The 25,051-nt window shown below is 60.8% G+C and carries 23 protein-coding genes; 5 read left to right on the top strand and 18 right to left on the bottom strand.

Translation table 11 applies throughout. The features are described from left to right. Positions 1 to 2: 2 nt before the first annotated feature. The 3 genes from A6U87_RS18690 to A6U87_RS18680 all read right to left on the bottom strand — a co-directional run bounded on the left by A6U87_RS18690 (position 3) and on the right by A6U87_RS18680 (position 5,302). A complete protein-coding gene (locus A6U87_RS18690; RefSeq protein WP_065692785.1) occupies positions 3 to 1,919 on the bottom strand; it encodes an ABC transporter substrate-binding protein in 1,917 nt (638 codons plus the stop codon). Then, complete coding sequence (locus A6U87_RS18685) at positions 1,913 to 3,805, bottom strand: ABC transporter ATP-binding protein (RefSeq protein ID WP_065692784.1); 1,893 nt, start codon at positions 3,803 to 3,805, stop codon at positions 1,913 to 1,915. Before A6U87_RS18685 ends, A6U87_RS18690 begins: the two co-directional genes overlap by 7 nt. A gap of 156 nt (positions 3,806 to 3,961) precedes the next feature. Beyond that, positions 3,962 to 5,302 carry an adenylate/guanylate cyclase domain-containing protein gene (locus A6U87_RS18680; RefSeq protein ID WP_065692783.1) on the bottom strand — a complete coding sequence of 447 codons (1,341 nt, stop codon included), beginning with the start codon at positions 5,300 to 5,302 and terminating at the stop codon, positions 3,962 to 3,964. 424 nt (positions 5,303 to 5,726) lie between these two features. Here A6U87_RS18680 and A6U87_RS18675 point away from each other — a divergent pair, with 424 nt between their 5' ends. Then, complete coding sequence (locus A6U87_RS18675; protein ID WP_065692782.1) at positions 5,727 to 7,061, top strand: nucleotide sugar dehydrogenase; 1,335 nt, start codon at positions 5,727 to 5,729, stop codon at positions 7,059 to 7,061. On the opposite strand, the gene A6U87_RS18670 is transcribed toward A6U87_RS18675, so the two are convergent. Beyond that, entirely contained in the window at positions 7,051 to 8,226 is a 1,176-nt protein-coding gene (locus tag A6U87_RS18670; RefSeq protein ID WP_065692781.1) for a DUF3095 domain-containing protein, read from the bottom strand. The two genes, A6U87_RS18675 and A6U87_RS18670, sit on opposite strands and share 11 nt — an antisense overlap. Before the next feature lie 125 nt (positions 8,227 to 8,351). Between A6U87_RS18670 and A6U87_RS18665 the strand changes: the two genes are divergently transcribed. Further along, positions 8,352 to 8,831: a class I SAM-dependent methyltransferase gene (locus tag A6U87_RS18665; RefSeq protein ID WP_065692780.1), complete on the top strand. Its 480-nt coding sequence runs from the start codon at positions 8,352 to 8,354 to the stop codon at positions 8,829 to 8,831. On the opposite strand, the gene A6U87_RS18660 is transcribed toward A6U87_RS18665, so the two are convergent. After that, a complete protein-coding gene (locus A6U87_RS18660; protein ID WP_065692779.1) occupies positions 8,832 to 9,710 on the bottom strand; it encodes an FkbM family methyltransferase in 879 nt (292 codons plus the stop codon). Continuing rightward, on the bottom strand, positions 9,710 to 11,428 hold the full coding sequence (locus tag A6U87_RS18655) for an adenylate/guanylate cyclase domain-containing protein (RefSeq protein WP_065692778.1): 1,719 nt from the start codon (positions 11,426 to 11,428) through the stop codon (positions 9,710 to 9,712). Before A6U87_RS18655 ends, A6U87_RS18660 begins: the two co-directional genes overlap by 1 nt. Positions 11,429 to 11,620: 192 nt before the next feature. Between A6U87_RS18655 and A6U87_RS18650 the strand changes: the two genes are divergently transcribed. Together A6U87_RS18650 and A6U87_RS18645 are read left to right on the top strand one after the other, a co-directional pair. Then, positions 11,621 to 12,709, top strand: a complete 1,089-nt coding sequence (locus A6U87_RS18650; RefSeq protein ID WP_065692777.1) for a glycosyltransferase family 4 protein — start codon at positions 11,621 to 11,623, stop codon at positions 12,707 to 12,709. After that, on the top strand, positions 12,706 to 13,458 hold the full coding sequence (locus tag A6U87_RS18645; RefSeq protein ID WP_065692776.1) for a polysaccharide deacetylase family protein: 753 nt from the start codon (positions 12,706 to 12,708) through the stop codon (positions 13,456 to 13,458). Before A6U87_RS18650 ends, A6U87_RS18645 begins: the two co-directional genes overlap by 4 nt. Here the strand turns inward: A6U87_RS18645 and A6U87_RS18640 are convergent. The 11 genes from A6U87_RS18640 to pcaD form a co-directional block, all read right to left on the bottom strand. Further along, positions 13,455 to 14,285 (bottom strand): MBL fold metallo-hydrolase, encoded by an 831-nt coding sequence (locus A6U87_RS18640; RefSeq protein WP_065692775.1) that lies wholly within the window; start codon positions 14,283 to 14,285, stop codon positions 13,455 to 13,457. The genes A6U87_RS18645 and A6U87_RS18640 overlap by 4 nt on opposite strands. Positions 14,286 to 14,622: 337 nt before the next feature. After that, positions 14,623 to 15,339 carry an ABC transporter ATP-binding protein gene (locus tag A6U87_RS18635; RefSeq protein WP_065692774.1) on the bottom strand — a complete coding sequence of 239 codons (717 nt, stop codon included), beginning with the start codon at positions 15,337 to 15,339 and terminating at the stop codon, positions 14,623 to 14,625. Then, positions 15,320 to 16,084: an ABC transporter ATP-binding protein gene (locus A6U87_RS18630; protein ID WP_065692773.1), complete on the bottom strand. Its 765-nt coding sequence runs from the start codon at positions 16,082 to 16,084 to the stop codon at positions 15,320 to 15,322. The genes A6U87_RS18635 and A6U87_RS18630 overlap by 20 nt, the downstream gene beginning before the upstream one ends. Continuing rightward, complete coding sequence (locus tag A6U87_RS18625; protein ID WP_065692772.1) at positions 16,081 to 17,091, bottom strand: branched-chain amino acid ABC transporter permease; 1,011 nt, start codon at positions 17,089 to 17,091, stop codon at positions 16,081 to 16,083. The genes A6U87_RS18630 and A6U87_RS18625 overlap by 4 nt, the downstream gene beginning before the upstream one ends. Position 17,092: 1 nt before the next feature. Then, the gene (locus tag A6U87_RS18620) at positions 17,093 to 17,956 is read right to left on the bottom strand and encodes a branched-chain amino acid ABC transporter permease (RefSeq protein WP_065692771.1); all 864 of its coding nucleotides are present in this window, start codon (positions 17,954 to 17,956) and stop codon (positions 17,093 to 17,095) included. 412 nt (positions 17,957 to 18,368) lie between these two features. Then, complete coding sequence (locus tag A6U87_RS18615) at positions 18,369 to 19,541, bottom strand: ABC transporter substrate-binding protein (RefSeq protein WP_065692770.1); 1,173 nt, start codon at positions 19,539 to 19,541, stop codon at positions 18,369 to 18,371. Positions 19,542 to 19,667: 126 nt separating this feature from the next. Further along, on the bottom strand, positions 19,668 to 20,717 hold the full coding sequence (locus tag A6U87_RS18610; protein WP_065692987.1) for a 3-carboxy-cis,cis-muconate cycloisomerase: 1,050 nt from the start codon (positions 20,715 to 20,717) through the stop codon (positions 19,668 to 19,670). A 141-nt stretch (positions 20,718 to 20,858) separates the two neighbouring features. Continuing rightward, a complete protein-coding gene (pcaG, locus tag A6U87_RS18605) occupies positions 20,859 to 21,473 on the bottom strand; it encodes a protocatechuate 3,4-dioxygenase subunit alpha (protein WP_065692769.1) in 615 nt (204 codons plus the stop codon). Between the two features lies 1 nt (position 21,474). Continuing rightward, positions 21,475 to 22,224: a protocatechuate 3,4-dioxygenase subunit beta gene (pcaH, locus tag A6U87_RS18600; RefSeq protein ID WP_065692768.1), complete on the bottom strand. Its 750-nt coding sequence runs from the start codon at positions 22,222 to 22,224 to the stop codon at positions 21,475 to 21,477. 10 nt (positions 22,225 to 22,234) lie between these two features. Then, positions 22,235 to 22,639, bottom strand: a complete 405-nt coding sequence (pcaC, locus tag A6U87_RS18595; RefSeq protein WP_065692767.1) for a 4-carboxymuconolactone decarboxylase — start codon at positions 22,637 to 22,639, stop codon at positions 22,235 to 22,237. Continuing rightward, positions 22,636 to 23,445 carry a 3-oxoadipate enol-lactonase gene (gene pcaD, locus A6U87_RS18590; protein WP_065692766.1) on the bottom strand — a complete coding sequence of 270 codons (810 nt, stop codon included), beginning with the start codon at positions 23,443 to 23,445 and terminating at the stop codon, positions 22,636 to 22,638. Before pcaD ends, pcaC begins: the two co-directional genes overlap by 4 nt. Before the next feature lie 148 nt (positions 23,446 to 23,593). Here pcaD and pcaQ point away from each other — a divergent pair, with 148 nt between their 5' ends. Next, positions 23,594 to 24,514 carry a pca operon transcription factor PcaQ gene (pcaQ, locus tag A6U87_RS18585; protein ID WP_065692765.1) on the top strand — a complete coding sequence of 307 codons (921 nt, stop codon included), beginning with the start codon at positions 23,594 to 23,596 and terminating at the stop codon, positions 24,512 to 24,514. Here pcaQ and A6U87_RS18580 read toward each other — a convergent pair. Then, positions 24,506 to 25,036 carry a GNAT family N-acetyltransferase gene (locus A6U87_RS18580; RefSeq protein ID WP_244499530.1) on the bottom strand — a complete coding sequence of 177 codons (531 nt, stop codon included), beginning with the start codon at positions 25,034 to 25,036 and terminating at the stop codon, positions 24,506 to 24,508. The genes pcaQ and A6U87_RS18580 overlap by 9 nt on opposite strands. Positions 25,037 to 25,051 lie beyond the last annotated feature (15 nt).

Raw genomic sequence — 25,051 nt, 5'->3', positions numbered from 1 at the left:
GATCAGGCCTCCTTGAACCAGAAGGTGTCAGGCATGTAGATGCCAAGGAAGCAGGTCGGATCGAAGCCGTAGAGTGCGCGGTCCGGCACGTTCTGAAGCTTTGCCGAGTGCAATATCGGCTGCAGGGTACTGTTGATCAGGCCGATCGAGAACACTTGCTGGGTATAGAGCGACAACATCTGATGCCAGATCGCCTCGCGCTCCTCGAACCGTGCGGTCAGGCCCCATTGGTTGAGCAGGTCAACCAGCTGCTTTGCCTCCGGCAGATCCGGTGCCGCGCCTTCCTGGCCGGCCGACAGGTAGTGCATACCCCAGAGCGGCCATTGCAACTGATCGTCGAACGTTGGCGCCAGCTGGTTCGGCACCATGTCCGCCGTCGCGACGCCGTTGTCGATCCCGAACCAGATGGACATCATGATCGTGCCGCCCATCGCCCGGTTGCGGAACACGTCGCGTTGCGAGGTCCTCACATAGAGCGCGAGGCCAACCTGGCGCCAATGGTCGCGCACAAGCTCAAGCACATCGGTATCAAGCGTGCTCTCACCGGCCGTTTCGACCGTGATTTCAGCACGGCGCCCGTCCGGCAGGAAACGGATGCCATCGCTGTCGCGCTTGGACAAGCCCAGCTCGTCGAATAGGCGGTTCGCCTCATCCGGGTCGTGGTTGATGAAAGCATCGGCGTATTCGGATTTGTAGAGCGGGCTCTCTGGCAGCACGGTATCGGCGCTCGCCTTTCCAAGACCGTAGAAGGCGACCATGTTGATCTCGTGCCGGTCGACGGCGAGCGAAAGCCCGCGGCGGAAACGGACATCCCGGAACAGATCGCGCCACACCTCATCCGCACAATTGAGGTTCGGCAGCAGGGCGACGCGCGAACCGCGGATCTGTTTCCACAGATTGACCTTCACCGGGAAACGCTTCTCGGCATCCTTCAGGAAGGTGTAGTCGTTGAAGTCGACGCCGGTGGACTGGAGGTCGGATTCACCCGCTCCCGCCTTGGCAGCAATGATCGAAGACGAACTTACATTCAGTACGAAGCGATCGACATAGGGAAGCTGGAGACCGTTCTCGTCGATGCGGTGGAAAAACGGGTTGCGAACGAACACGAACTGATCGGCCGGCGGGGCGGTCGTGTTCAGCCATGGATCGAGGGTCGGAAGCTCCGGATTTTCAGGGCGCGAAGCGCGCGACATCTTGATGTGCAGGTCGGCCCACTTCTTGACCCGGTTCTCCTTCATCAACGCCGATAGGCGAAAATCATCCTGATACTTCTTGTGGAACTGCTTGAGGTAGTGACCCGGACCATAGATCACCAGCGGCAGGGGACCCGCAAGCGCCGGCATGAAGTTTGGATTGGGCTTATCCCAGCTGTAGCGCACAGTCAGCGGATCGAGCATTTCGAAGCGCGGCAGGTCGCCATGCGGCCTGAGCTCCAGCGCACCGCCGCCTGGCGTCAGCGCCTTGTCGAGAATGACGTCTTCCCACCAGTACCTGAAATCATCCGCCGTAAATGGCGCGCCGTCCGACCAGCGATGCCCCTCGCGAAGATGGAAGGTAAAGACGGTATCGTTCTCCGACGTGAACCCCATCACGATGTCAGGCTGGAGCTGCAGACGGGTATCGTAGCCGACCAGGCGCGAATAGCCGTTAACGGTCATGTACCGAATGTCTTTCGCGCTACCGATGATCGTGCGCACGGTGCCGCCATAGACGCCGGGCTCGCGCCCCATGTTCTTCATGTTTACGATGCGCGGATGCGTCGGCAGGCGATCGACCATGGCCGGGATACGGCCGGCGCGCAGCCAATCGGTCAGGAATTCGGGCTCTATGTCGCGGTCGCGATCGCCGTTCGCCCCGGCGATCGATGGTGCCAGTACCGAACCCACAAGGCCGCCCAAAAAGGTGCGCCGACTTACCATGCCCGTAGCTCCTTGGTATCCGCACCCTTGCGGGCGCGGACGAAATGACCGTTGCCGAGATCGGCATAGTCGAGCTCCGACGCGTCGTCGTGTTCGGCGGTAAAGGTTATGCCCCAGTTCTGCTTGTCGGCAGCGCCATTCTTTCGCAGCGCCTCGAAATCGAGCGGTCGGTCAAGATCCGGGAACGGCACGGCCGCCAGCAATGACTTGGTATAGGGATGCACCGGATCGCGCAAAATGATCTCGCGCGGCGCAATCTCCACGATGCGTCCCTTGCACATGACGGCGATGCGGTCGGCCATATAGTCGACAACCGCCAGATTGTGCGAGATGAACAGATAGGTCAGCCCAAGTTCTTGCTGCAAATCCTTGAGAAGGTTGAGGATCTGAGCCTGGACCGAAACATCGAGCGCCGAAACCGGCTCATCCAGAATGATCAGCTTGGGTCCCAATGCCAGCGCGCGTGCGATCCCGATGCGCTGGCGCTGGCCGCCCGAGAAGCTGTGAGGATATCGGTTCAGGTGGCGACGATCGAGGCCGATCGCTCCCATCAGCGCCTCGACCTTCTTCTTGCGATCCGCGCTGTTACCGCGATCGTGAATTTCCAAAGGCTCGCTCAAAATGTTGCGAACCGTCATGCGCGGGGAAAGCGACGACACCGGATCCTGGAACACCATCTGGATCTTGGTGCGCAGCTCCTGCAATTCGTCGCCGCTCGCAGACAGGACGTCAATCACATCCTTGCCATCGTTGAACACGACGGAGCCGCTGTCCGGCGTGATCGCGCGCATCAGGATCTTGCTGACGGTCGTCTTGCCGCAACCGGATTCCCCGACCAGCCCGAGGCATTCCCCGCGACGGATATCGAAGCTCACATCATCGACAGCCCGGAACGCAACCGTTTCACGGCTGCCGAACAGACCACGATTGCGGCTCTTGAAGGTCTTTGTCAGGTTCTTGACCGACAAAAGCACCGGCGGACCTTCGACCTCGACCTTCTTCTTGCCGATCAAGGACTCCAGATTGACGGGCACATCACGCAACGCCTTCAGCCGCTCGCCCGCCCTCATATCGAAATGCGGCACTGCGGCCATCAGGGCCTTGAGATAGGGGTGCTGGGGGTTGCGGAAAATCGATTCCACCGGCCCGGCTTCCAGGATCTCGCCGTGATAGATCACCACGACCTCGTCGGCCATATTCGCCACGACACCCAGGTCATGGGTGATCAGCAACATCGCCATTCCGAGTTTGTGCTGCAGATCACGCAGCAGTTCGAGGATCTGCGCCTGGATCGTCACGTCGAGAGCCGTTGTCGGCTCGTCGGCGATCAGCAGCGCGGGATTGCAGATCAGCGCCATCGCGATCATCGCACGCTGGCGCATGCCGCCAGAGAGCTCGAAGGGATACATGTCGAATGTACGCTTCGGATTGGGAAAGCCCACGAGACCCAGCATTTCCTCGGTCTTTTCCCGCGCCTGCTTCTTGTCGGCATCGGTATGGATGAGAAGCGCTTCGCTGATCTGGTTTCCGACCGTGTGCAACGGCGACAAGGATGTCATAGGCTCCTGGAAGATCGTCGCCATGCGCCGCCCGCGCAGATCGCGCATTTCCGCGCTGTCTCGGGAGAACTGCAGAAGGTCTGTCGTCTTGCCGTCCAGCGGGTCGGTAAACAGGATGCGCCCCTCCGCCCGCGCGGGCGTCGGCAAGATCCCCATGATGCCCTGGCTGATGACAGACTTGCCGGAACCGGACTCACCGACGAGTGCCGTCACCTTGCCCGGCAGAATGCGCAGATTGGCGTTCTTTACGGCACGCAGACGGTCGCCGAAAATCGAGAAGGAAATGTCGAGATTTTCAATGCGCAACAGATCGGAGGCGGGCGCCATACCAATGAAATTCCCCAGTTTTTCTTCGTTCCCGTTGAGGGCACACTAGCGTACCGCAAACGGGGTGTCCAGTTGATGACACACACGCAAAAAACCAGGCTGCACCTCGTCCCGGCAAGGGGCTAGGCGGGCCATTTTAATGGCGGTTTGTCCCGCCTACATGAGCTTTTCCGCCACCGGCGCCTTGGCCTGTTTGCGAGCGTCGCGATGGAGAAGAATAACCTGCTCTGCCTCCGAAAGACCGCTTGGCGCCACCTCGTCGAAGCCATCCTCGAGCGCCACCAGAGGCGTCGGCGCCCGCGGCTGCAGCACCGTCACTTTCTGGCGCACACCGCGCAGCTTTTCCTCGCCAAGGGTCGTCCACTCGCCGCCGCAATAGCCCGCAAATGCCTGGCTTGCCACAACCTCACGGGAATATTTCTTCGTCAGCGACTGCAACCGCTGGACTTCATTAACCGCAGACCCGAATGCCGAAAATGTCAGGCGGTCCTTCAGGCCGACATTCCCGAACATCACATTGCCGACATGCAGGCCGATACCGTAGGAGATCTTGCTGAGCCCCTTGTCCTGCCGTTCCCTGTTGAGCTCCGCCACGTGTGTCTGCGCGACATGCACGGCCGACAGCGCGGCCTGACAGGCGATGGAAGAGGGGTCCTTGTGGCGCCCGCACGGGTAGACGGCCAGAAAACCATCGCCGATGAAGCTCAGGATCTCGCCACCATTGCGGTTGAAGGGCGCCGCGATGGCATCGAAGAACTGGTTCAGCGTATCGATATAGGTCTGTCGGCCTTCCTTTTCCGCGTACATGGTCGACTGTCGCATGTCTCCCATCACCAGTGCCGCACGGATCGTTTCACCGTCTCCACGACGGATCTGGCCGTTGAGAACGCGCTTTCCGGCATCGCCACCTAGATAGGTTGTCAGCATGTTGTTGGCGAGCTTGCCGAGGACGGCCATCTTCGCGGCAACAGCCAGATGGTTCTGCATGCGCAGTAACGCATCGATCATGTCGTCGGAGAAGCCGGAATAGCTGTCGGTCGACCAGGACCCCATCATTCCCTGCACGGAACCGTCGCCGAACGGCTGCACGAAGGCGAGGTAGTCGGTGATCTTCTCCTCGCGCAAATCCTGAAACACCGGAAATTCCGCGGGACCATCGGCCGGAATACGGCGGCGGATGTGCTGGAGATTGTTGTCTAGCAGATAATAGTAGGGGCTTTGCAGAAACCGGTCCGGCTTCTGTCCCGCCGCATGCCGGTATCCTTCGATCGTCACCCCGCTTGCCCGTCGCCAGGTGAAGCTGAGCGCATCGTAGAGCGGATGCAGCATAGAAAAGGTGAGATGCACCCGCGCGATCGGCAGACCGGCGGCGGCTATGCGTTCGCAGAAACCGCGAACGATACTTTCAAGGTCGTCGCCGGCCAGCGAAGAATTCGTCAGCCATTCAGCAACCCGATCCAGCAAAATCGATGAAACACGGAGGTCGATCGCGCCCATTCTCGGTAATATCCTCATAAGGCACGCCACCCCCTCAAAGAGTCGACAGGCCGTCATGCAGCATGGTCATGCGCAAGGCGGACAATCAGGATGGACGAGCGGTATTATTGTGTCAACAATCTGCCGGGGGAGGCAGCGGCACCTGTCAAACCCTTGATATTCCGGGCTGGATAGGAGTCCTTTCTGGTGGTTTGTTATCCAACGTAAATAGGCATGGCACGAACGCCAGACAATGGCTCTTGCATATTTTCTGGCCTCCGGATGGCATCTCTTTAGGCATCCGAGCCATTTTCGCCACACCACGCAACGCCGGGAGAGGCGGCTCGAAGCTGTGATCGCCCACACAATCTCTTGCGGGTTTCATTCGCGCAGAACTTCCATTAGACCGTAAACCGATCTTCCGGAATCCAGACGAGACCCTGCCTTGGCCAGCTCCCCTACCTTCGACGCACTTCTCTCCAAGATCGAGGCCCGCAGCGCGCGCGCCGGCATTATCGGCCTCGGCTATGTCGGCCTGCCGCTCGCCATGGCCATTGCACGCAGCGGCTTCCCGGTGACAGGTTTCGACATCGATCCGGGGAAAATCGTCTCCATCGAAGCGCGCCGTTCTTATATCGACGCCGTGACCAGCGCTGATCTTGCCACCCAAATCAACGTCGGGCGTTTTTCTGCCACCACGGACTTTGCCGCGCTGAAGGACTGCGACGTCATTGTCATCTGCGTTCCGACGCCGCTTACAAAGCATCGCGACCCCGACCTCTCTTTCGTAGAGGCGACGTCGCACGCCATTGCCGCACATCTGCGCGCCGGCCAGCTTATTGTACTGGAATCGACCACCTATCCAGGCACGACCGACGACATCGTCAAAGTCATTCTCGAGAAGACCGGCCTCAGATCAGGCAAGGACTTCTTCGTCGGCTTTTCGCCGGAACGGGAAGACCCCGGCAATCAGCATTTTCACACAGCAACCATCCCCAAGGTCGTCGCCGGTGACGGTGCCGAGGCCCTCGCGTTGATGACAAGCTTCTACGGCGCGGCGGTCAAGACCGTCGTTCCGGTGTCTTCGAATGCCACGGCCGAGGCCGTGAAGCTCACCGAAAACATCTTTCGCTCGGTCAATATCGCGCTCGTCAATGAGCTGAAGACCGTCTATGCCGCCATGGGCATCGACGTCTGGGAAGTGATCGATGCCGCCAAGACAAAGCCGTTCGGCTACATGCCGTTCTATCCGGGACCCGGCCTCGGCGGACACTGCATCCCGATCGACCCGTTCTACCTGACCTGGAAATCGCGCGAATACGAACTGCCCACCCGCTTCATCGAACTCGCCGGCGAGATCAACTCCGCCATGCCGCGCTACGTGGTCGGGAAGCTTGCCGAGGCGCTCGACATCCGCGCCGGCAAGGCGCTCAGCCGTTCGCGGGTGCTCGTTCTCGGCCTTGCCTACAAGAAGAACGTCGCCGACATTCGCGAAAGCCCTTCGCTCCGGCTGATCGAGCTGATCGAAGAGCGCGGCGGCAAGGCGGATTACCATGATCCCCACGTCGCGGAGATCCCGCCAACCCGCGAGTACCAGGCCTTGAAGGGCCGCAAGTCCATCAGCCTTGAAAACCTCGCCGGCTACGACGCCGTGCTTATCGCCACCGACCACGATGGGATCGACTACAGCGCGCTCGCCAAGAACGCGCCTCTTATCATCGATACCCGCAACGTCTTCGCGCGGCAGGGCCTTCAAGGCGATCACATCGTCAAGGCGTGACCTCCACGCCCGACAATTGCTTGCCCGTGATCTGGCTGGCGGCGACGGCATAGCCGCCGCTGGCGCCATCGATGAAGTGCATGTGATCGCGCGATAGCGGCGTTGGCACGAAGCACGTCATCAGCGCCGAGCTTTGACGATGGAGACCGTAGCGAGCGATCCCCTTGTCCTGGGCCTCTTGAAGCAGCGCCTGGATCCGCGTGAGATGATCGCGGTCGACATCGATGGTCATCTTCAAGCCGTCGTCGAACTTGCGAAAATCCGAATTCTCCGAAACGTCCCGCCGGTATCGCCGGGCATCGAAACGACCAAGCTTGATCCCCAGCGTGTGGAGCGCGACCGTCAACGCGATCTGCAGCATGATGGAAAATCGCTGCCTCCAGCGCCGCCCGTCCTTGGCGGTTGCCCGCGCCTCGCGATTGATGCCGTGAAGCGAAAAGCCAAGCGCCGGCCCATCGACGGGAACAGGGTGAGCGCCTCGATTCTGCTCTGCCGAGATCGCCACGATCTGTCCGACGAGGTCGCGGAACTCGGCGCCGGAGCCTCCCTTGCCAGGCACCGCGATGATCGACACGATCTCGCCGTTCTGCGCCTGAATGGGATCCCACCGGCAGGAAAGGCCGCTGAGGTCAGGGCGCGTTCCGGCGGGTGCGGGTTCCACGCCGTAGCGTCCAAGCTTCATCTGGCGCTCGGCCCAGCTGGTCCCGCCGCCAGCAAACATTGCGTAGGTAACAAACGGGCTGGCGGCATAGCGTGCGACGCGGACATCAAGACCCTCGTTCCTGATGTCCCCGAGTGGCACGACGGCGATCCGCAACGTCAGCCCCAGATCTTCTTCCACCCACCGCTGCGCCGCTGCGAGCGCCTGGCGGGCTGTCGCCTCCAACGAACTCGGCAGCGCGACCAATGCGCCATCGCCACCGAAGACAAAGGGGTAGTCCTCCTTGCCGACCGCGTTCAGTACCGCGGAGATGACACTGGCGCCGGCCATGTTCACGTCCTTGTAGCGCCCGTCCATGATCGCCTGCGTCGATCCGACAATATCGGCGAGCGCGAGGATCCAGCCCTCGGGCAGCGGACGATAGTTGCCCGTGTCCGCAACACCCTCGAAATCCGTGAACACCGGCACGCCGGCAAAGAATCTGTCGTTCGAAATATCGTTCATACGCAGAAGCCTAGCACAGACCCATGTTGCCGCCGCAAGGGCATTTTGCATTTACGGCAATCGACTTTCCAAGGTTTGGTGTGATAGCACCGACGTCGAAAACAAGAGAACGGACAAGGACATAAATGAGCCGCCTCGACAGCTTCATTCGCCGCCTGACGGCTCAGCGCGATATTCTCAATTCGATCTTCGACCTGGTGAGAGAAACCGAGGGACCCGTCCTCGAATTCGGCCTCGGTAACGGCCGGACCTACGATCATCTGCGCGAGCATCTTTCCGATCGACGCATCATCGCCTTCGATCGCGAGGTCCGCTCCTATTCCGCTTCGACGCCGCCACAGGCGGATATGGTCACCGGCGACATTCGCGAGACCGGCCAGGCCTATCTCGGGATCGGCGCCTCGCTCGCGCATGCTGACATCGGCACCGGCCATGACGATATCGACGCCATCACGTTGACCTGGCTGCCGCAACTGATGGCGGGCGTTCTGGCCACGAACGGGATCGCCGTCAGCGGCCTGCCGATCGACCGGCCGGATCTCGAGCCTCTGCCGCTGCCGCCCGGCATCAAGGAAGGCAGGTACTACCTCTACCGGAAGACGTGATCAGGGAAGAAACAGGACGTCATATTGATCGATGCCACCCGGCAGATCGATGACCTTCATTTCCTGCTCGTGATCTTCGAAGAAAACCAGGCAATTATCGTAGAATGCTGCGAGATCGTTTATGAAAGCAGCCGTCTGCGCCGGCCCGTAAAAAAGCGGCGTGAACTCCATGTAGAGCGGCACGCGGCGAGACATCAAAGGCAGCATGGAACGGCAGGCAACCGGCTCGTAGCCTTCGATATCCATCCAAACGAGGCCGATATCGGCCGGATCGATGGCAAGTTCCGCGAGGACCTGCGTGACCGGCTTCACCGGCACGCTGATTTTCACGTCGGTTTTGCTCTGGCGAAATGCGCTGCTCTTGCCGTGGTTGTTCGCATTCAGAAAGAAATCGATCTCGCCCGCGGTCTCGCCGGCCGCACAGTTGACCAGCGTGACACACTCTTCAAGCCGGTTCTGGCGTATGTTCGTCTGGAGGAGAGGAAAATTGCGAGGATCGGGCTCCATGCTTACGATATGAGCATAGGCCCTGGCGAGCGCGAAATACACCGTCTGGGTCCCGATGTTGCCGCCAATCTCGAGGAGCGTGGATGCCTTGCGCATCAAGCCTCGCGCTTCCAGAACCTTCAGCAGGCGATCGACATGATCCCGTTCGAAATGCCCCTTCCGGAAGACCTTGCGGCCAATGTAGTCGCCCGGCGAAAACGTCATCAGATGGTCGCCGGCATCCACCGTCATGGAAACGACGCGCGGGCCCACATTTTCGATGAGCAGGCGACGACCGGTTCTGGTGTCGAAGAGGCGGCTTGCAACGGCGTTTCGCATCTTGCGAAGGCGTTTCTGCCAGTATTTGGCGGCAAGCCAGCTGGAGCCGGGCATCAGTTCTTCCCTGTGAACAGTTCCAGCGTCTTGTCTCTCGAAACCACATAGACTTTCAAGGGCAAGGCCCGACCGCGCACGCTGATTTCACGACTTTCGACACCGGTTACATCAGCGCCGGCGCGCAACGCGACCGGTTCGGATATCACAAGCGCAACGTCGAATTCCTTCGCAGCGCTTTCAAGCCGGCTCGCCACGTTGACGGTGTCGCCAATGGCCGTCGTGCTGCGAACGCGACCATACCCCAGCGTGCCGACAACCGCGGGACCGGTATGAATGCCGATTGCGATCCGAAGCGGAATGGAGAGTTCATCCGACAGTTCAGCGCTCAGTTTTTCGATGTCGCGGGCGATCGCCGCGGCTGCCGCCAACGCCTGCCGGCACGCTTCCTCGGGCGAATTGCCGATCCCGAACAAGGCCATGGCGCCGTCGCCGATGAACTTGTCGATGCGACCGCCAGCCTGTTCCACCGCATTGCCGACCAATGCGAAATACCGGTTCAGCAGGAAGACGATATCGAAGGGTAGCCGGGTCTCCGTCAGCGTCGTGAAATTGCGGATATCACAGAATAGGACGGCTATTTCGCGTTCGCGCCCCGGACTGGTCTCCTGGCTGTTGGCGGGAAGAGAGGTCTCGGTGGCCGGAACGAGCAGCGGAACCACCGTGATGTCCTCGACAGGGTGGAGCTGACAGGCAAGACGCACATCGGCGGCAGCATTGATGCGCTTCAGCGTCGACTGCTCCAGCTTGTCGGGCGGTGGCAGGTTTTCGTAGTTGCTGAGAACCTGCACGCGACAGGTCGAGCACTGCCCCTTTCCCCCGCACACCGAGTAGTGAGGGACGCCGCCGAGGCGACTGGCCTCAAGCACTGTGAACCCACGCGGGACCTGGATCGACTCTCCGCTTTGATAGTGGACCGTGATCTGATCGACCCGTTCCTTCCACCGTCTCCGGGTTCGCGCGGCAACGACAATCAGCAGCGCCCCTGAAAACGACCCGTACAATCCGGCGCGGATCATGGCGATCTGCCGCTGTGCCTCGGGGTCGGAGTAGTAGCGCGCGTTGATGTTTTCTTCGTAGCGCCGCCTGTCGACGGTACCTTCATAGGCCGGCTCGGCGATCGTGCGTCCCATTTCGATAAAGCCAAGAATGGCGAGGACCGGAACAAGGATCGCGACCGCCAGCAGGGGTGCTGCGATCTGCGCATACCAGACGCGGTATCGCAGCCAGAAATGCAAGCCAATACAGCCGTGGATCCAGATCACCACAAGTGCCGTGATCTGTCGGACCGCATTTGCCGGCGCCGTAATCCAGAGAAGGCGAACGATCGCCTCGTAGTCATCGCGGAAGTGAAAGAGGGAATGCGCGATGCGGGTCCCGATCACATGATCGATCAACAGCAGCGGTATCGCAAGGCCCAGCACGATCTGGGCCATCTCGGTCTTTGGCATGACCAGACTTCGACGGACATAGATCGAGCGGAGCACCAGACCGATATGTGTGAATATGGCCCCATAGAGCAGCAACGTGCCGAGCGGGTTTCGCCACAAGGCCATAAACAGCCGCCGACCATCGTCGGCCGCGTCAACGGAGATCAGTCCCAATGCATGGTTGGAAAAATGCAACGTGGCGAAGACGAACATCACCAGACCCGAGCCGAGCCGGGCTCGCCTGATCGAGCGCTCCGAAAAAATGCTGCTGACTGCGAGGGTCGCCATTCAATCCCGTTCTTGAAACCCAAATCACAAATACAATAGAGATGACGCACTTGAGGTGGAATTGCCGCGTTGTCGTGGCAACAGCATTTCACATATTCGTCAGCAGCTTGTAAGGAAGTGCATAATAGCAGAGTTTTTTCCGGCAGGCGCCCTCGTGGGATGTGAACAGACCGTTTCAGCGGGAGCAATGTGGTGCGAATAGCGTTTTACGCTCCGCTGAAGTCGCCGAACCATCCTGTGCCATCAGGCGACAGATTGATGGCTCGGTTGCTCATCCGCGCGCTGACATTGGCCGGCCACTCCGTCGAGGTTGTCTCCGAGTTTCGCAATTTCGCGCCATCGCCGGAGGCCGCGCACCAACTGCGCGGCCAGGCACGCAAAGAGCTGACGCGACTGCGGGCAAAATGGGCCGACATCGACAGGCCGCAGCTTTGGTTCTGCTACCATCCCTACTATAAATCCGCGGATCCCTTCGGGCCGGCGATCTGCGCCGAATTCGGCATTCCCTGGATAACGGCGGAGGCCTCCTACTCGCCAAAGCGCGACGGCACCGATTGGGCGCCGTTCCAGCGGCTTGTCGCCGAGCAGGTGGAAGGAGCAGCGATCAATATCGCCTTCACCCAACGCGATCGATCCGGACTGGAGCAGGCGATCCCGCGGGCGCGCCTCGCAGCGCTTGCACCCTTCATCGATACCGCTCCATTTGAGGCGGCAGTAATGAGACCGGTTCCCACCCGGTTGATTACCGTCGCCATGATGCGCGCCGGCGACAAGATGAAAAGCTATGCCATGCTGGCAGACTCCCTGCGGCGCATCGAACACCGTCCCTGGACATTGGCCATTGCAGGCGATGGTCCGATGCGCGCCGAGGTGGAACAGCTGTTTACTGGCTTCGCACCGGAGCGCATCGAGTGGCTCGGGGAGCGTTCCGCCGACGAGATCGTGGCCGAGCTTGTTGCTTCGGGCATCTATGTCTGGCCGGGTTGCGGTGAGGCTTATGGCCTTGCCTATCTTGAAGCTCAAGCCGCCGGGCTGCCTGTGGTGGCGCAACACACGGCAGGCGTCCCCGAAGTCGTTCAGAACGGCGCGACCGGCTATCTGACGCCGGACCGCGATATCGAAGCTTATGCCGCCGCGATCGCCACACTGCTCGACGATTCGCTCAAGAGGTCGGAGATGGGGCAGCAGGCGCGCAACTTCGTGCTGGAGCAGCGATCCTTGACAAGGGCGGCCGCAACATTGGACAGCATCTTACGCGCATATGCAGGAGCAACGGCATGACGGACGATCGGATTTGGAGCCCGCTGAGGCAGGAGCTCGACCGCTGGCAGGCAGCCAACCGCGTCGCCCGGCTATGGCTTCGAGATGACGACGCCACAGAGCCCACAGAGGCACTGGATAGGCTGTTGGCATTGGCAGGGCGGGCCGCGATTCCGGTCACGCTTGCTGTCATACCCGCGCCCACCGGTGCGGCGCTCGCAGAAAGGCTGGCGGATGAGAGCCATGTGCTGGTCGCACCGCACGGCTGGTCCCATACCAACCATGCCGGACCGGACGAAAAGAAACAGGAACTCGGCAATCACAGGCCGGCTGCAGCTGTGCTCGGCGAGCTGGGTGAGGGTCTCGACAAGCTGCGGCGGCGTTACGAGGATAAGTTCGTCTCGATGCTGGTGCCGCCATGGAACAGGATCAGCCGACCCCTGATCCCGCAGCTTCCGGCGCTCGGCTTCGAAAGCCTGTCCGTTTACGGTAGGGTGAAGCCCGGCGGTCCGATGCCGCTGCTCAATACCCACGTCGATATCATGAACTGGCATGGCGCGCGGGGCGGCCTGCCGCATGCCGATCTCGTCGCAGCGCTCGTTGCGGAACTACGCGACCGTTTTGACGGCAACGCCGAACCGATCGGCATTCTCACGCATCATCTGGTCCACGATGGCATCGCCTGGGATTTCCTGGAGCGGCTTGCCCACGAGACCGCCGGGCATCCGGCAGTCCAATGGAAGACATCGCGGGAGCTGCTGGCAGCCTAGAGTTCGATCACCTGGTTATCGCGCGCAGCAAAGGACTGCGCAAAGGCCGCCTGCGCGTCCTTTTCCATGCCCTCCAGCTGCGCATCCGTGCGCGAGGGCGCGTGATGGAACAGCGCAAACTGCTTGGTGCCCGCCATTTTGGCGAGTTCGATGCCGTGCTGCCAGGTCGAGTGGCCGAAGCCCTTGAAGCGCTGCATCTCGTCTTCGTTATACGTACAATCGTAGACGGCGAGATCCGCGTCCTTCATCATCTCCAGCGCCACGGGATCGTAGGTTCCGGGGATATGCTCGATGTCATAGATCAGCGAGACCGACCGCCCGTTGTATTCGATACGGTAGCCGATCGCCCCACCCGGATGATTGAGCATATAGGTCTTGATCTTGATGCCCGGGTGCGGCTCCAGCGTCTGGCCAGCATGAAAATCACGGAAGCTCATCGTCGCCTGGCAGATGTCTGTCTTCACCGGGAACCACGGCGGGCTGATGAACTGCTCGATCATCTCGCGCGTGCTCATCTTGCCGTCGAGGTGGCCGGACCAGATGCGCAGATCGATCGAAGGATAGTAGATCGCCTTGAAGAAGGGCAGGCCGATGATGTGGTCATAGTGGCAGTGGCTGAAGAACAGATCGACGTCCTTCACCTCGTCATTGAGCATGGCGAGACCCGCTTCGCGCACGCCGGAACCGGCGTCGAAGATCATGCGATGCTCGCCGCAGCGAATTTCGATGCAGGAGGTGTTGCCGCCATAGCGATCGAATTCAGGGCCGGAAACCGGAATGCTGCCACGAACGCCCCAGAATTTAACTTGAAAGAGATCTTTACTCATAGCGTTTTCAAAATGGCCGACCGTACCGCGTTGTCGCAATCACTGTTCGAGCCGGAAGCGAAGCGTGGTATTCCATGAGCCGCATGTATCCTTGGTACCTCATCCACCGGCTATCAGGAGAAACCGTAGATTTTCCTAAGCAACCGGTTTTTGTTCCAGAAAGCAACCGGTTATGGTTGGAATTCCGTAAAGAGGCTGCGGTCACGACGAAACGGGAGCGGCAAATCCCGTGTTTCGTCTCCAATACATGGTCATTCTCGCTCGAGAATACAATTGCGTCGAAATTCGCCGAAAGTATCAGATGGCAGACGCGCGGCTGCATTGCCGCGCGATCGCCTCAATGCAGGCCGCCGACGCCAAGCAAGCGCTCAACGGCATCGTGGTCATCCGAGAGCGCCTTCGGCGTCCCGCTCCAGGCAAGACGTCCACGCTCGAGAACGATGACGTGGTCGGCAAAATCCAGCGCGCTTTGAATGCGCTGCTCGACCAGCAGGATCGTCATGTCGCCGGTCTTCGCCAGTTCGGCGAAGGCGCTCATCAGCTCCTCGCAAATGACAGGCGCAAGCCCTTCCAGAGGCTCGTCGAGCAAGAGGACCGTCGGGCGCCCCAGAATAGTACGCGCCGTCGACAACATCTGCTGCTCGCCACCGGAAAGCTGGCCGCCGAGATTGCGACGGCGTTCCTTCAGGCGCGGAAACATCGAATAGGCTTCCTCGAGAGCGCTCTTGGGCCGACCCTTCAGGCCCACGAACAGGTTTTCCTCGACGGTCAGCGTCGGAAAGATGCAGCGCGCCTGCGGAACATAGCCCAGTCCCTGATGCGCCCGCGATGCGCTAGGCATCGATGACACGTCCGCGCTCCCGAGGCGAATAGTCCCGTCGTAGCGCTTGGTCTGTCCGGCAAGGGTTGCAAGCAGCGTCGTCTTGCCCATGCCGTTGCGTCCGAGAACGGCAAGCCGGGCACCGGCAGGGACGGAAAACGACACGCCTTCGAGAACCCGCGTGGGGCCGTATCCCGCGCAGAGATTTTCGACTTCAAGCGGCGTGGCTGGCATTGGCATAGCTCCCGAGATAGGCCTCGCGCACGCGGGCGTCCTTTGTGACATCGGCGGGCAAGCCGTCGAAGATGATGGTACCTGCCGCTAGCACCACGACGCGCGTGGCGAAGCGGAAAACGAGATCCATGTCGTGCTCGATCATCAGCACCGCCAGATCGGAGGGCAGGTCCGCGAGCGCCTTTTCGATGCGCCCCGTGTCGCTCTGCGGCACGCCGGCGGCCGGCTCGTCGAGCAGCAGCACCTTGGGCTTCAGGGCCATTGCGACGGCGATTTCGAGAAGACGCTGCTGGCCGTAGGCGATCTCGTTGACCTTGCGATGCATGAGTTCGCCGATGCCCAGCGTTCCAAGCAGTCCTGATACCTCGGCCATCACATCCGGCATGGCAAGGAAATTGCCGAACATACGGCCGGTGCGGCCTTCGCGCTGAAGGATGGCGAGCCCGACATGCTCGGCCGGCGTCATGTCATGGAACAGCCGCGTGACCTGGAAGGACCGGACCAGCCCGCGCTTCACACGGCCGTTCGCGCCGATCTTCGTGACGGTCTCGCTGCCCAGCCGGACATCGCCGGAATCGGGCGCAAGATTGCCGGTCACGAGGTTGACGAAGGTTGTCTTGCCGGCCCCGTTCGGACCGATCAGGGCGACCCGATCGCCAGGCGCCATGGAAAGCGACACATCGTTGGTCACCGCGAGGCCGCCAAAGTTCTTCCTGAGATTGATGACTTCGAAGACGGCGCTCATTTGCCTGCACCCTTCCTGCGGTTCAAGAGATCGACCGCGGTACCGTAAAGGCCCTTCGGCGCGAAGAGGACGACGACGATCAGCAGCGCGCCGACCATGGTCAGCCAATGGAACGGATTGGCCGCCGACACATAGTCTTCGAAGAGCATGAAGACGACCGTGCCCGACAGTGCGCCGAACAGGGAACCGGTGCCCCCGAGCACGAGCATGACCAGCGATTCCGCGGACATGGTGAAGGAGAGGCTGTCCAAGCCAACCACCTGCGTGGTGATCGCGTTGAGCGCGCCACCAATGCCGGCGACCGCACCTGAAATGACATACATCTTGATCAGGGCAGCTTTCGGCGATGCTCCGAGCGCCTTGATGCGCACCGGGTCTTCCTTGATGCCGCGACACAGCATGCCGAACGGCGAGCGAACGAGAAAGCGCAGGGCAACGAAAACGACCACAAGCAACACGACACCGAAGACATAGGCGGTGTGACCGTAGAGGTCGAACTCGAACATGCCGAAAATCGGATCGGAGGAAATTCCCGAAAGGCCGTCGCTGCCACCCGTCCAGCTCGACGCCTTGTTGGCGAACTCGTGGAAAAGATTGATCAACGCGATCGAAAGGACAAGCTGCGGCAGGCCGTGGCCGCGCAGAATGATGGCACCGCTGATCAGCCCGGCTACCGCACCGCCGGCGATACCTGCAAGCGTCATCAGCAACGGATCGTTGATGCCATAGTGAGCCGAGACGATACCGGCGGCATAGGCGCCGGAGCCGAACAGCGCGGCATGGCCAAGCGTTGCCACGCCGCAATAACCGGTCACGAGGTCGAGCGAGAGCACGAACAGCGCAACGGCGATGATGCGGGTCAGAAGCGCCAGATTGTCGGGAAACAGGAGATAACCGACGACGGCGACCAGAAGAATGGCGGCAACGCCGGCAATATCGCGACCCAAGGTCCGCGACGGCCGGACAGCACCTGATTTGACAAGGTCGGTGTTCAAGACGTGAGACATCCTATTTCGTCCTTCCTGCGAGACCGCGTGGGAAAACGCAGATGATGGCGATGACCGCGAGGTAGAAGAAGAACTCGCCGAATTCCGGCATCAGGTAACGCCCTGTCGTGTCGATACCGCCAAGCACAAGACAGGCAATCAGTGCGCCCGGGATAGAGCCCGCCCCGCCAACCGAGACGACGACAAGGAAGGTGACCATGTAGCGCAGGGCGTAGTAGGGCTCGACCGGCAGCAACTCCGCGCCGACGACACCGCCGAAAGCGGCAAGTCCGACGGCGACCGCGAAGCTCAGCGCGTAAATAATCTGGGTGCGCACACCCAGCGCCGCTGCCATTGCCGCGTTATCGACCGAGGCGCGCAGCTTCACGCCGAAACTGGTGCGCTCGATCGCGTACCAGAGCCCGCCCGCCACAGCCAGGCCGCAGAGAATGGCAAAGAGGCGATGCACGGGGATGGTCCTGAAACCAAGATCCGCAGAGCCCTGCAGACCTGTCGGGAGTGGGATGGTCTTCAAGGTCGGACCGAAGACGTAGTTGGCGATCCCGATGATGCAGAAGGTAATGCCGATGGTCATTAGCACCTGCGTCAGTTCCGGCGCGCCGTAGATCCTGCGGTAAAGGAAGCGTTCGATCGGCACGGCAATGATGACTGTGCCGACGACGGCGGCAAGGACGCCCAAGCCGTAGCCGAGCCCAAGATCACGAACCGCATAGGATGCAATGTAGCCGCCAATCATCGCGAAGGCGCCATGGGCCAAGTTGACCACCCGCATCAATCCCATCGTGATCGACAGACCGATTGAAATCACGAAGAGCACCATGCCGTAGGCAAGCGCATCGACTGCTATGCTGAATATTGTTTGCATGACTGGATTCCGCTTACCGTTTCTCAGTTCGGGCGTTGTTTGATGCTTCAACCAGAAGCACCGGATGGATACTAGCCGGCTCTCCCCGCCCGAAAGAGGAGCGTGGGCCAAACTCCAGCGCCGTTGGATTGATGTATCTCATCGTCGTCGATCCCTGCATTTGCGACGCAACCCGGCGGTTATGCTGTCGTATGGGCAAAACCCGGCTGCCGCGTCATTTGGAGATCATATCATTCAAGTTTGGCACGAGCCTCTTGCGATCATTGGGATGCGGTTTGCGGGGCCTTCCCTGAGGTGACCGCTACCGGGATTCGCCAACCCCGCCGCGTCCGTCCTCTCGCCGAGAGACGTGCTCTGGCTATCCTTGCTCCGGGCGCCAGTCGGCACGGAGCAAGGATTGGCCACGCTTTGGCTACTTGGCAGCCGCCAGACCCGGATCGCCCTGCTTTTCGAAGGTCTGGACTTCCTTGTTGTAGTACGTTCCGTCATCGGCCTTCGCGACTTCGCGCAGATAGATGTTCTGCGTGATGTGGCGTGTTTCCGGGTCGATCGAGACGGGGCCACGCGGGCTGGTCCAGGAGAGACCCTTGACGGCATCGACTGCCTTTGCCGCGTCCTGCTTGCCGCCGGTCGCTTCGATCATCTTGTAGATGACATGCATGCCGTCATAGGCGCCGACCGCAGGGAAGGACAGCTCGGCCTTGTTGCCGATGGCCTTGGAAGCAGCCTCGACGAACGCCTTGTTCTCCGGCGAGTCGTGCGACACCGAGTAGTGGAACGTCGTCTGGATACCCAGCGCCGCGTCACCGAGTGCCGGAAGGTCTGGTTCTTGGGTAAAGTCACCGGGACCGAAGAACTTGATGCCGGCAGCCTTCAGGCCATTCTCGTTGTAGGCCTTGACGAAGCCGAGAGTCGTCGGGCCCGACGGCAGGAAGGCGAAGACGCCCTGTGCGCCGGAATCCTTGATGCGCTGCATGATCGGGCTGAAATCATTGGTCGAAAGCGGCATGCGGATCGCTTCGACGATCTGTCCGCCTTCCTTTTCGAAGCCGGCCTTAAATGCGTTCTCAGCGTCAACACCCGGGCCGTAGTCACTGACGACGGAGATGACCTTGGCAACGCCGGCGTCATGCGCGACCTTGGCGATCGGCGTCGATGTCTGCCATGTCGTGAACGACGTGCGCACGACGAGCGGGCTCTTCGTCACGATGGCGGATGTCGCTGCATTCATGATCACGAGCGGCGTGTTCGCCTGCTTGAGGATTGGCGTCACCGCCATCGCGTCCGGCGTGAAATAGAAGCCGGCGAGATACTGCACCTTTTCCTTGACGACCAGTTCCTGCGCCAGGGCCTTCGACTGCGCCGGGTCGGCGGCAGGAAGATCGCGATAGATAACCTCGACCGTGTTGTCACCGACCTTGTCGCCGTTAAGCGCCATGTAGGCATCGATGCCGGCCTTGAAATTCTTGCCCTGCAGCGCGAACGGACCGGAGAATGGCCCGACGACCCCGACCTTGATCGTGTCGGCATAGGCTGCCGTGCTCATGACAACAGCCGCAACGGCGGCGAGAACAGTCCGTTTCATAATTCCTCCCAGAGACATGGCGCACTCCTACACCAAGGTTAGCACGCAGCTAGAACCATTGGGATAATGTCTTATCCAAAACGGTAATGTAAAATGAAATAACAGCCGACATACATATCGCTTTGGTTATTGTTTCCGACCAATACGCCGGATGTTGGCTGCGAGTTCCAGCGCAAGGCGGAGCGAGGCGGCCGTTGCCATAACCATTTGCGGCAGAATGAGCCATTCCAGCGTCCATGCCGCGCCGGAGCGCTCCTGCTCATGCACCAGCGACTGGTGGATGCCGGCAAGCTGCGTCGCGTTGAAGCGTGCAAGTGCCACCAGGGCTTCCGCAGCCACGGGATTTTGCTTGTGCGCCATGGCCGACGAGCCGCCGCCGCCCGCAAGCTCGATCTCCTCCCCGGCCTGTGCGAGCAGTGCAATATCCTGCCCGAATTTTCCGAGGCTTCCCGATATCAACGACAGGAGATTGGCAAAGTCAGCAACAGGCACGCGCTGGCTCTGCCATTGCTGCTCGTCGGCAAGACCGAGTTCCTGTGCGAGAGCTGCGCGTACCTCGGCCGCCTTGTCTCCCAGCTTTTCCAGTGTCCCCGCGGCGCCACCGAACTGCAGCGGAAAGCGCTGTTCACTCAGCCTGTCGACATAGGCCTGCAGAGGCGCACTCCAGGCACGCAGACGATCGGAAACGGTGATCGGAATGGCGGCTTGCATGCGTGTGCGCCCCATCAGCGCGTCGCTGCCGAACGAGCGATCGAGCTGATCGAAAAGATCGACGACCGCCGACAGACGCGTCGAAAAGACTAGCGCCACGGCCTTCAGTCGCAGCATCAGGCTGGTGTCGATAACGTCCTGGCTGGTCGCGCCGACGTGGACCGACTTTGCAAAGTCGCCGCCGACGGCGTCCCGCAACTGCCTGACGAGGTCGGCAACGACAACGCCGTCACGAGCCGTTGCAGTTCTGAGCGAGAGGATATCGGGAGCAAATTCGCTGCAGACGGCACTGATGCGCCCAGCAGCGTCGGCGGAGATCACACCTTGGGTCGCTTCGACCTTGGCAAGGGCGGCCTCAAACGCCAGCATCGCACGGACGTCAGCCTCCACAGAGAAATACGCGCCGACCTCGCTATCCCCGAGCAGGCCGGACAGGAAGGGGTGGTCGAAGGCCGATGTCGTCATGCAATCCAGTTCCATCTCCCCATTGCGGGCCGGGCCCCGCCATCCCATTCGAGACGGCACGAGCCGGAGAGGTTCCCCTTTCCCTCGGGGAAGGGCAGGAGAGGGGAGCCGCTTCGCAATTCAGGCTTAACCGAACGCGCTTCAGATATCCAGAAACACCGTTTCGCCATCGCCCTGCAGGCGAATGTCGAACGTATATGTCGACCCTTCGCGCGACGCGATCATCGTTGCCACGCGCTCGCGGTGTTCGATGCGCAAGAGCAGCGGATCGGCGGCATTCGCCTCGGTCTCCTCGGGGAAATACATGCGGGTGTGAAGCCCGATGTTGATGCCGCGCGCGACGATCCACACTGTGATATGCGGCGCCATCTTGCGGCCGTCCTTGAACGGAACCTGGCCGGGCTTGACGGTTTCAAACGTGAAGACGCCGTCTTCCGCGCGCGTCGCGCAACGACCCCAACCGGTGAAATTGGGATCGGCCGTGCCGCGCATTTCCGAGGGGCTGTTGTAGAGGCCCGCGCTGTCGGCCTGCCAGATCTCCAGAACGGCATCGCGCACAAAGGCGCCGGCGCCATCGAAAACCCGTCCCGTTACCGTGATGCGTTCACCAAGCGTCTTGTCGTTGACCATCGCAGTGCCGAGGTCGGCTTCATAGACGCCGTTGATGTCGCAGAAGTTCGGCGTGAGGCCGATATGGACATAGGGACCGGCCGTCTGTGACGGCGTTTCCTTGAGGTATCCGAGTTCCTGGACCATCTCAGTTTCCCTCCATCCGGTTTTCGAACATGGTCGAACGGCGGCCACGCAATACGATGTCGAACTTGTAGGCACGGGCATCCATGGGAATGGTGTTGCCCCAGTCCAGCGGCGCAATCAACTGCTCGATCGCGCGCTTGTCCGGGATCGTGCCGACGATCGGACATTTCCAGATCATCGGATCTCCCTCGAAATACATCTGCGTGATCAGCCGCTGGGCAAAACCATGGCCGAAGATCGAGAAGTGAATGTGCGCCGGACGCCAGTCGTTGACACCGTTCGGCCAGGGATAGGCGCCCGGACGCACCGTGCGGAAGGCATATTGGCCGTGCTCGTCGGTGATGCATCGTCCGCAGCCGCCGAAATTCGGATCGATGGCCGCGAGGTAGGTTTCCTTCTTGTGGCGATAGCGACCGCCGGCATTGGCCTGCCAGAACTCGACCAGCGCACCCGCCACCGGTCGTCCACGCTCGTCCAGCACGCGGCCGTGAACGACGATGCGCTCGCCGATCGCGCTTTCGCCGGGCTTAGCGAAATTGTGGATGAGGTCGTTGTCGAGTTCACCGATCATCGAGTGGCCGAACACCGGTCCGGTGATCTCCGAGATCGTGCCGTCGAGGGAAAGCAAGGCGCGCTGTGGCGAACGCAAAACGGAAGTCTTGTAGCCCGGCGTGAACGCAGGCGCATGCCACTCGCGGTCACGGGCGAAGAAGGCCCCGGTTTCAGGCTTGCGGTTGGTTAAGTCGGACATCGTCTACCTTTCAGGCCGCCTTGCCGGCGTCCATCTGCTCGAATACCTGCTTGGCGATCTTGATGGCATGATTGGCGGCCGGCACACCGGCGTAGATCGCCACATGCAGAAGCGCTTCGCAAACGTCGTCGCGCGTCGCACCCGTGTTGGCCGTGGCTCGAACATGCATTGCGACTTCGTCGTCCTGGCCAAGGGCAGCGAGAAGCGCAATCGTCACGATCGATCGCTCACGATGCGTCAGACCCGGGCGCGACCACACGTTCCCCCAGGCCGCTTCAGTGATCAGTTCCTGAAACGGCTTGTCGAAGGCCGTCGAACTCGCCTCGGCCCGATCGACATGGGCGTCGCCGAGCACGGAACGACGCGTCGCCATCCCTTGGCTGTAGCGTGCGGAAGTCAGTTGGGGATCAGTCATGGGTGCTTTTCTCCATGCAATGCGAAATCGATGAAAGCGCGGATCACCTCCGTCAGCGCTTCCGGCTGCTCGACGCAGGGGATATGGCCGGCATCGCGGATCACTTCGAAGCGTGCGTTTGGAATGAGCTGCGCCGTCGACTTCATCAGGTCCGGGGGTGTCGAACCGTCCTGGTCGCCGACTATGCAGATGGTCGGCACGGCGATCTTGCCAGCAGCCTCGGTGTAGTCGGCGTCGCGGATAGCAGCGCAGGTCGCGACATAGCCTTCGACCGGCTGGCGCACCAGCATGTTGCAGTATCCGGCATAAGCAGTGTTCTCAGGGCGCCGGAACGCGGGTGTGAACCAACGCTCCATAATGGCATCGACGATACTGCCGATACCGGATTTCTCGATGGTGGCAATGCGCGTGTTCCAGCTCTCCGCCGTTCCAATCTTGTGCGCTGTGTCACAGAGGACGAGGCCCTGCACGAGATCCGGGCGACGCTGGTAGAGCGCCTGTGCGATCAGGCCGCCGACGGAAAGACCGCAAACAAAGGCTTTCTTGACCGCCAGCAGATCGAGGAGACCGGCGAGGTCGGACGCATGATCTTCGATCGAATAGGGCACCTGACCGACATCCGACAGTCCGTGGCCGCGCTTGTCGTACAGGATGATTGCATAATCGCCGGCGAGCCGAACGATGACGTCCCGCCAGATGCGGAAATCCGTGCCCAATGAGTTGGCAAAGACAATGACCGGCTTATCGGCAGGACCGCTGATAAGCTGATAGTGAATCGTGACGTCGTTGATGCGGGCAAACTGCACTGAACTCTCCTCCCTGCGTGCGGATCCTTCATCGCAATTATATCGCGAACAGGCTGCTGCGCAGATCCAGGGTCAAATTGGATGTTTAATTTGGTTAGGTAAAATGATATTTTGTGCCGTTTCGATAACTTCGGAGTTATGAACCTTCATGATCGACAGCCGTGTGAAGTTTCGCCATCTGCAGACGTTTGTCGAGGTCGCGCGCCAGAAAAGCGTGATGAAGGCAGCGGGGCTGCTGAATGTCAGCCAGCCGGCCGTCACCAAGACGATTCGCGAACTCGAAGAAGTGCTGGGCGTCGACGTCTTCGAGCGTGACGGGCGCGGCATCAAGATCACCCGCTATGGTGAAGTCTTCCTGCGGCACGCCGGCGCGGCACTGACTGCGCTGCGGCAGGGTCTCGATTCTGTGTCGCAGGAGCGCTTCGGCGAGGCTCCCCCGATCCGCATCGGGGCATTGCCCACCGTCTCGACGAGGATCATGCCACGCGCGATGGAACTGTTTCTCAAGGAAAACACCTGGAGCCGGATCAAGATCGTGACCGGCGAAAATTCGGTCCTGATGGAGCAGTTGCGCGTCGGCGATCTCGACCTCGTCGTTGGCCGCCTCGCGAGCGCGGAGAAGATGGCGGGCTTCTCCTTCGAACACCTCTATTCCGAACAGGTCGTCTTCGTGGTTCGCGCGGGGCACCCACTGACCAAGACAAAGGGCTCCCTGTTTTCAAATCTTGGCCAGTACACAGTGCTCATGCCGACGCGCGCCTCCATCATTCGCCCCTTCGTCGAAAGCTTCCTGATCGCCAACGGCGTCGCAAGCCTGCCGAACCAGATCGAGACCGTGTCGGATTCCTTTGGACGCGCCTTTGTCCGCGCCAGCGATGCGGTGTGGATCATATCGTCAGGGGTTGTCGCCATGGACGTCGCTGACGGTCTGCTGGCCGTCCTGCCGATCGATACCAGCGAAACCAAGGGTCCGGTCGGCCTGACGATGCGAACCGACGCCATTCCTTCGCTGCCGCTATCGATCCTGATGCAGACGATCCGCGAGGCCGCCGAGGGCGTTTCAGGATAACGGCAGGACACTGAGATCGAAATGGAGCTTGATCCGCTCCGGTGCATCCAACGGATGCGGGCCTACCTTGACGAGCCTGCCCCCGTTGCGTTCTATGACGCGCCTTGAGCCAAGATTGTCCTCGTTGCAGAGCACTGTAATCCTGCTCAATCCCTTTCCTGCCGCAACAGGCAGAAGCTGCCCGAGCGCTATCGTCGCGTAGCCACGCTGTTGTTTCCACGGCACGACCGAGTAACCGACATGCCCGGCCACGTAGGGTGGAAGATCGTCAGTGCCGGGCTGGAAACGCAGTTCGATCGTTCCACAGAAGGTGCCGTCCCAAATCCAGAAGAAGCAGGTGGGCAGGCGCGGCACTGTCCGCCCGTCGGCAAGCGTGACTAGGTCGTCCGTCCGGATCAATTCTTCGAAGAAGCCCCGGCGATCGCACCGGAGTTCGGCGAGCAGCATAGCCGTAAACGCTTCGTCGGTCCGGCGCGGATCCGGCGACCAGCCGTTGCCGAGCGCGGCTTCATAAGCGGGCAACTTACCGAACTCCGG

Source organism: Rhizobium sp. AC44/96, from assembly GCF_001692185.1.
In the GTDB taxonomy this organism is placed as follows: Bacteria; Pseudomonadota; Alphaproteobacteria; order Rhizobiales; family Rhizobiaceae; genus Rhizobium.
Note: the sequence above shows the minus strand (reverse complement) of the source record. Positions and strands in the feature narration are given on the sequence as shown.

Bases quoted from the DNA above. Each gene is read 5' to 3' on its own strand.
- A6U87_RS18690 (WP_065692785.1), bottom strand. From the start codon at position 1,919: ATGGTAAGTCGGCGCACCTTTTTGGGCGGCCTTGTGGGTTCGGTACTG.
- A6U87_RS18685 (WP_065692784.1), bottom strand. From the start codon at position 3,805: ATGGCGCCCGCCTCCGATCTGTTGCGCATTGAAAATCTCGACATTTCC.
- A6U87_RS18680 (WP_065692783.1), bottom strand. From the start codon at position 5,302: ATGGGCGCGATCGACCTCCGTGTTTCATCGATTTTGCTGGATCGGGTT.
- A6U87_RS18670 (WP_065692781.1), bottom strand. From the start codon at position 8,226: ATGAACGATATTTCGAACGACAGATTCTTTGCCGGCGTGCCGGTGTTC.
- A6U87_RS18665 (WP_065692780.1), top strand. From the start codon at position 8,352: ATGAGCCGCCTCGACAGCTTCATTCGCCGCCTGACGGCTCAGCGCGAT.
- A6U87_RS18660 (WP_065692779.1), bottom strand. From the start codon at position 9,710: ATGCCCGGCTCCAGCTGGCTTGCCGCCAAATACTGGCAGAAACGCCTT.
- A6U87_RS18655 (WP_065692778.1), bottom strand. From the start codon at position 11,428: ATGGCGACCCTCGCAGTCAGCAGCATTTTTTCGGAGCGCTCGATCAGG.
- A6U87_RS18645 (WP_065692776.1), top strand. From the start codon at position 12,706: ATGACGGACGATCGGATTTGGAGCCCGCTGAGGCAGGAGCTCGACCGC.
- A6U87_RS18640 (WP_065692775.1), bottom strand. From the start codon at position 14,285: ATGAGTAAAGATCTCTTTCAAGTTAAATTCTGGGGCGTTCGTGGCAGC.
- A6U87_RS18635 (WP_065692774.1), bottom strand. From the start codon at position 15,339: ATGCCAGCCACGCCGCTTGAAGTCGAAAATCTCTGCGCGGGATACGGC.
- A6U87_RS18630 (WP_065692773.1), bottom strand. From the start codon at position 16,084: ATGAGCGCCGTCTTCGAAGTCATCAATCTCAGGAAGAACTTTGGCGGC.
- A6U87_RS18625 (WP_065692772.1), bottom strand. From the start codon at position 17,091: ATGTCTCACGTCTTGAACACCGACCTTGTCAAATCAGGTGCTGTCCGG.
- A6U87_RS18620 (WP_065692771.1), bottom strand. From the start codon at position 17,956: ATGCAAACAATATTCAGCATAGCAGTCGATGCGCTTGCCTACGGCATG.
- A6U87_RS18615 (WP_065692770.1), bottom strand. From the start codon at position 19,541: ATGAAACGGACTGTTCTCGCCGCCGTTGCGGCTGTTGTCATGAGCACG.
- A6U87_RS18610 (WP_065692987.1), bottom strand. From the start codon at position 20,717: ATGACGACATCGGCCTTCGACCACCCCTTCCTGTCCGGCCTGCTCGGG.
- pcaG (WP_065692769.1), bottom strand. From the start codon at position 21,473: ATGGTCCAGGAACTCGGATACCTCAAGGAAACGCCGTCACAGACGGCC.
- pcaH (WP_065692768.1), bottom strand. From the start codon at position 22,224: ATGTCCGACTTAACCAACCGCAAGCCTGAAACCGGGGCCTTCTTCGCC.
- pcaC (WP_065692767.1), bottom strand. From the start codon at position 22,639: ATGACTGATCCCCAACTGACTTCCGCACGCTACAGCCAAGGGATGGCG.
- pcaQ (WP_065692765.1), top strand. From the start codon at position 23,594: ATGATCGACAGCCGTGTGAAGTTTCGCCATCTGCAGACGTTTGTCGAG.